Consider the following 5,853-nt stretch of genomic DNA (forward strand, 5'->3'; position numbering starts at 1 on the left):
CCTCTCGTCCCGGGCCGCGGGATGCGGCGCGTCGGGCTTGATGAAGAAACGGTACCGCTGCGCTTCTCCTGAAATAATCGTATAAATCCGCAATGGGATCATGAGATGATCTCATCAATGAAGCGCATCGATCCCGCCGACCTCTCGGTCTTCCTCACCATCGCCACCCATCACAGCTTTCGTCGCGCGGCCGTAGAACTCGGCGTCACGCCTTCGGCGCTGAGCCATGCCCTGCGCGCGATCGAGGAGCGGCTGGACCTGCGGCTGGTCAACCGCACCACCCGCAGCGTGGCGCTGACCGAGGCGGGGGAGCGGCTGTTCACCCGGATCCGCCCCGCCTTCCGCGACATCGACGATGCGATCGAGGATCTGAACCTGTTCCGCGGCGCCCCGGCGGGCACGCTGCGGCTGAATGCGTCGCGCGCCGCCACCCGGCTGGTGCTGCTGCCGATCGTCACCCGCTTCCAGCGCGCCTACCCCGACGTGCGGGTCGAGGTGGTGGCCGACGATGCGCTGAGCGATGTGGTGTCGGCCGGCTTCGACGCCGGGGTGCGCTTCGGCGAGGTCATCGCCGCCGACATGATCGCCACCGCGATCGGCCCGCGACACCGCTTCGCCATCGTCGGATCGCCGGAGCATTTCGAGCGCCATCCGGTGCCGGCCACGCCGCATGAGCTGCGCGGCCAGCCCTGCATCCGCTACCGCTTCCACAGCGGCGCCCTCTATGCCTGGGAGTTCGAGCGCGGCGGCATCGAGCTGGAGGTTGAGGTCGACGGCCCCCTGACCCTGAGCGACCAGGATCTGATGATCGATGCGGCGCTGGCCGGGTCCGGCCTGGCCTATCTGTTCGAGCAGCAGGCGGAAGCGCTGGTGGCCGAGGGACGGCTGCTGCGGGTGCTGGAGGATTGGTGCCCGGCCTATCCCGGATTCTTCCTCTACTACCCCGGCCGGCGGCAGGTGCCGGCGGCGCTGCGCGCCTTCATCGACTTTGCGCGAGGGCCGGAAACGCGACCTCAGGCGGCACCGTGATCACCCCCTCCGTGTTCACCGGCGTCTCGTCCCGGTGCGCGCGCAGGAAATCGATCAGCGCCCGCAGCTTGCGCGGCACCCGGCGCCGGTCCGGATAATACAGGGTGAAGCCGGCCAGCGGCGGGCTCCAATCCTCCAGCAGGCGCACCAGCCGGCCCTCGGCGATGAAGCGCTCGAGATAGCCGTTCACCATGTAGCCGACGCCCAGCCCATCCAGCGCCGCCTGCACCAGCGACGCGGAATCGTTGACGATCAGCCGGCCGGTTACCGCCAGCTGCATCGTCTCCTCGCCCTTCTGGAACTCCCAGCGCTCGACCGCGCCGCTGGTCCGGTGCCGGAAGCCAATGCAGTCATGCGCCAGCAGGTCGCGCGGATGCTGCGGCACGGTGCGCCGCGCGAGATAGTCGGGCGTGGCGACGATATGGGCCGACAGCGCCGGCCCCACCTTCACCGCCACCATGTCGCGCTCGACCAGGTCGCCGAACCGGATGCCGGCATCGAAGCCGCCGGCGACGATGTCGACCAGGGCGCCGTCCAGCGCCAGCTCGACCGAGATCTCGGGATAGGCGTCGAGGAACCGGCGCAGCACCGGCTGCAGCACGATCATATGGGCGGCCCGCGGCACGTTCAGCCGCAGCAGGCCGGAGGGCCGGGCCGCCGTGTCGCCCAGCTCCTCCGACGCCGCGCCGAGGTCGCGGATCGCCGGGGCGACGCGCTCATGGTAGCGGGCGCCGGCCTCGGTCAGGCCGACGCTGCGGGTGGTGCGATTGAACAGCGGCACGCCCAGCCGCTGCTCCAGGGTGCGGATGCTCTGGCTGACCGCGGAGGGCGAGACGCCCAGCCGCGCCGCCGCCGCCGAGAAGCTGTTCAGCTCGGCGACGCAGAGGAATGTCACGAGCCCGTCGAGTTGATCCTGCCGCATGCGCGCCTCCCGATCGGCTGACTCTAGGAATTCTGAAGCTTCCCTTCAAAGCCTTTCGCGGATTGTGTCGATTATCCTGAAGCCACGGCCAACCCATTTCCGACCCGGCACCACAGGAGACCGCCGTCATGACCACCGACACCGCCAAAATTTTCTTCATCACCGGCGTCAGCACCGGCTTTGGCCGCGCCCTGTCGACCGCGGCGCTGGCCGCCGGGCACAAAGTGGTCGGCACGTTGCGCAACGAGGCGGCCCGCGCCGAATTCGATGCGCTGAGCCCCGGCCGCTCCTTCGGCGTGCTGCTGGATGTCACCGACACCGCGGCCGTGCCGGGCGTGGTCGCCAAGGTCGAGGCCGAGATCGGGCCGATCGACGTGCTGGTCAACAACGCCGGCTACGGCCATGAGGGCATCGTCGAGGAATCCCCCCTCGACGATTTGCGCCGCCAGTTCGAGGTCAATGTCTTCGGCGCCGTCGCCGTGATCCAGGCGGTGCTGCCCTATATGCGCCCGCGCCGCCGCGGCCACATCGTCAACATCACCTCGATGGGCGGCTTCATCAGCTTTCCCGGCATCGCCTTCTACCACGGCAGCAAATTCGCCCTCGAAGGCATCTCCGACTCCCTGGGCAAGGAGGTGAAGGGCTTCGGCATCGCCGTCACCGCGGTCGAGCCGGGCGGGTTCCGCACCGACTGGGCCGGCCGGTCGATGGTGCGGGCGCCGCGGAGCATTCCGGATTACGATGAGGTGTTCGCGCCGGTGCGCGCCGCCCGCGAAGCGCGGAGCGGCAAGCAGGCGGGCGACCCGGCCAAGGCCGCCCGCGCCATCCTGCAGCTGGTCGAAGCCAAGGACCCGCCGGCCCACCTGCTGCTGGGCCCCGACGCGGTCAAGCTGGTGGGCGAGAAGCTGACGGCGCTGCAGGCAGAGTTCAAGGCCTGGGAACAGGTCTCGCTGTCGACCGATTTCGACTGAGGAAGGATCATCACCATGGCAGACATCGATGCCGGCCAGTCCGGTACCTTCAAGATCGGCGGTGACCTCGAGGTCAACCGCCTCGGCTTCGGCGCCATGCGCATCACCGGCCGCGGCATCTGGGGCGAACCGGCCGACCGGGCCGAGGCGCTGCGCACCCTGAAGCGCCTGCCCGATCTGGGCGTCAACTTCATCGACACCGCCGATTCCTACGGCCCCGACGTGTCGGAGCAGCTGATCCGCGAGGCGCTGCACCCCTATCCCGGCCTGCTGATCGCCACCAAGGCCGGCTTCACCCGCAGCGGCCCCGACCAGTGGACGATGAACGGCCGGCCCGACTACCTCCGTGCCCAGGCGCAGAAGAGCCTGAAGCAGCTGGGCGTCGAGCAGATCGGCCTGTGGCAGCTGCACCGGATCGACCCGAAGGTGCCACGCGGCGAGCAGTTCGCGGCGGTGAAGTCGCTGCTCGACGACGGCACCATCCGCCATGCCGGCCTGAGCGAAGTCTCGGTCGCCGACATCGAGGATGCGTCCAAGGTGTTCAAGGTCGCCACGGTGCAGAACCGCTACAACTTGGTCGACCGCGGCAGCGAGGACGTCGTCGACTATTGCACCGCCCATGGCATCGGCTTCATCCCCTGGTACCCGCTGGCAGCGGGCGACCTGGCGCGGCCGGGGTCGCTGCTGGACACCATCGCCAAGGCGCATGGCGCGGCACCGAGCCAGGTCGCCCTGGCTTGGGTGCTGAAGCGCAGCCCGGTGATGCTGCCGATCCCCGGCACATCGCAGGTCTCGCATCTCGAGGAGAATGTCGCCGCGGCGTCGATCACGCTGTCGGACGAGGAGTTCGCGGCGCTCGACCGCGAAGGCAAGAAGGCGGCCGGGCGCGGCTGATGGATCGGTCGGGGCCGGCATGTCGCTGCCGGCCCCGGCCGTCCTCACTCCCCGTAGGGCAGCCAGATGTTCTTGACCTGGGTGGCCCGCCGCAGATAGTCGCGGCCCTGCCCTTCGGCGTCGGATAGCCAGTCGCGGCGGCGGCCCTGGTTGGTCCAGGTGGCCTTGAGGTTGCCGGCGCTGGCCCTCTCCACCGCCGCGCCGCCATCGGCCGGGCCGGCGTACCAGAGAGCGGCGACATCGTCGTGTTCGGCCAGGGTCTTGGCCAGCACGTCGCGCTCGCCGGTGACGATGTTGACCACGCCGTCCGGCACGTCTGACGTGTCGAGCACCTGGTACAGGTCGGTCGCCGCCAGCGGGTGACGCGGTGACGGCACCGCCACCACCCGGTTGCCCATGGCGATCGCCGGCACCACCAGCGAGATGAAGCCGAGCAGCGGCGCCTCGTCCGGGCACAGGATGCCCATCACGCCCCAGGGCTCGTTCATCGCCAGCGTCACCTGCCGGGCACGGGCGTCATGCACCTGGCCGTCATATTTGTCGGCGAAGCCGGCATAGAAGAAGATCCGCCGCACCGCGGCCTCGACCTCCGCCGCCGCAGCCTTGGCCGTGGCGCCGGTCATCGCGGTCAGGCGATGCGCGAACTCCTCGGACCGCGCCGCCAGGTTCTCGGCCAGGAAGTACAGCACCTGGGCCCGGTTGTGCCCGGCCAGGCCGCCCCAGCCGCCGGCCTTGTGCGCCGCCTCGACCGCGTTGCGGATGTCCTTGCGGTTGCCGAGGCCGACCTGGCCCAGCACCCGTCCCTTCGGGTCGGTGACGCCATAGCTGTAGCCGCCATCCGGCCGCGCCTGCTTGCCGCCGACATACAGCTTGGCAGTGCGGTCGATCGAGGGCAGCTCGTGCTCGCCGCCCAGCGGCACCGCCGCCAGCGGGACCGGCTTCTCCGGCTTCAGCGCCGGGGCATCCTTCTCCCAGCCGGCGACGAGGTATTCGTACATACCTTCACGCCCGCCCTCACGGCCGAAGCCGCTCTCGCGATAGACGCCTAATCCGACCGCGGCGTCGAACATGTTGGCGCAGTTGATCCAGACCACGCCGGCCTTCAGCCGCGCCGCGACATGCAGCGCCCGGTTGACCGTCTCCGACCACACCGAGGCGGCGAGGCCGTAGCGGGAGTTGTTGGCAAGCGACACTGCCTCGTCCGGCGTGCGGAAGGTCGAGGCCGTCAGCACCGGGCCGAAGATCTCGTCCTGGGCGATGGTCGAGGCCGGCTCGGCCCCGGTGAACAGGGTCGGCGGGAAGTACAGGCCGCCCTGGGGCAGCGACGCCGAATCCTGCCAGCAGGCGGCCCCCTCCGTCTTGCCCAGCTCGACATAATGCTTGATCCGGTCGAGCTGCACCTGGGCCACGATCGGGCCCATGTCGGTCGACTTGTCGAGAGGATCGCCGACCCGCAGCGTCGCCATCCGGCGCTTCAGCTTGTCGTACATCCGGTCGGCCACGCTTTCCTGCACCAGCAGGCGCGACCCGGCGCAGCAGACCTGGCCCTGGTTGAACCAGATCGAATCCACCACGCCTTCAACCGCGGCATCGAGGTCGGCATCGTCGAACACGATGAAGGGCGACTTGCCGCCCAGCTCCAGCGACAGCTTCTTGCCGGTGCCGGCGGTGGCCTCGCGGATCTTCCGTCCGACCTCGGTCGAGCCGGTGAAGGCGATCTTGTCGACAACCGGATGGTCGACGATCAGGGCGCCGGTGGCACCGTCGCCGGAGACGATGTTCAAGACGCCCGGCGGCAGCCCCGCCTCCTGCGCGATCTCGGCGAACAAGAGCGCGGTCAGCGGCGTGAACTCCGCCGGCTTCAGCACCACGGTGTTCCCGGCGGCCAGCGCCGGCGCCACCTTCCAGGCCAGCATCAGCAGCGGGAAATTCCACGGGATGATCTGGCCGCAGACCCCGACCGGGCGGTAGCCCGGAAATTCGGTCTCGACCAGCGAGGCCCAGCCGGCATGGTGGTAGAAATGGCGGGCGACCAGC

Annotated in this window: 5 protein-coding genes; 3 read left to right on the forward strand and 2 right to left on the reverse strand. The window is 69.5% G+C overall.

Going from position 1 to position 5,853, the window contains the following annotated elements; genetic code table 11:
- The first annotated feature begins 117 nt into the window (after positions 1–117).
- The gene (locus tag AC3XYG_RS07235) at positions 118–1,029 is read left to right on the forward strand and encodes a LysR family transcriptional regulator (RefSeq protein WP_489139135.1); all 912 of its coding nucleotides are present in this window, start codon (positions 118–120) and stop codon (positions 1,027–1,029) included.
- Here AC3XYG_RS07235 and AC3XYG_RS07240 read toward each other — a convergent pair.
- Positions 980–1,951 carry a LysR family transcriptional regulator gene (locus tag AC3XYG_RS07240; RefSeq protein ID WP_489139136.1) on the reverse strand — a complete coding sequence of 324 codons (972 nt, stop codon included), beginning with the start codon at positions 1,949–1,951 and terminating at the stop codon, positions 980–982. The genes AC3XYG_RS07235 and AC3XYG_RS07240 overlap by 50 nt on opposite strands.
- Before the next feature lie 128 nt (positions 1,952–2,079).
- On the opposite strand from AC3XYG_RS07240, the gene AC3XYG_RS07245 reads away from it, so the two are divergent.
- Both AC3XYG_RS07245 and AC3XYG_RS07250 read left to right on the forward strand, forming a co-directional pair.
- Positions 2,080–2,922, forward strand: a complete 843-nt coding sequence (locus AC3XYG_RS07245; RefSeq protein WP_489139137.1) for an oxidoreductase — start codon at positions 2,080–2,082, stop codon at positions 2,920–2,922.
- A gap of 15 nt (positions 2,923–2,937) precedes the next feature.
- Positions 2,938–3,816, forward strand: a complete 879-nt coding sequence (locus tag AC3XYG_RS07250) for an aldo/keto reductase (protein WP_489139138.1) — start codon at positions 2,938–2,940, stop codon at positions 3,814–3,816.
- Positions 3,817–3,860: 44 nt separating this feature from the next.
- Here the strand turns inward: AC3XYG_RS07250 and AC3XYG_RS07255 are convergent.
- Positions 3,861–5,853, reverse strand: a 1,993-nt coding sequence (locus AC3XYG_RS07255; protein ID WP_489139139.1) for an aldehyde dehydrogenase family protein, incomplete at its 5' end; no start/stop codon positions are given.

Source organism: Inquilinus sp. (assembly GCF_057815775.1).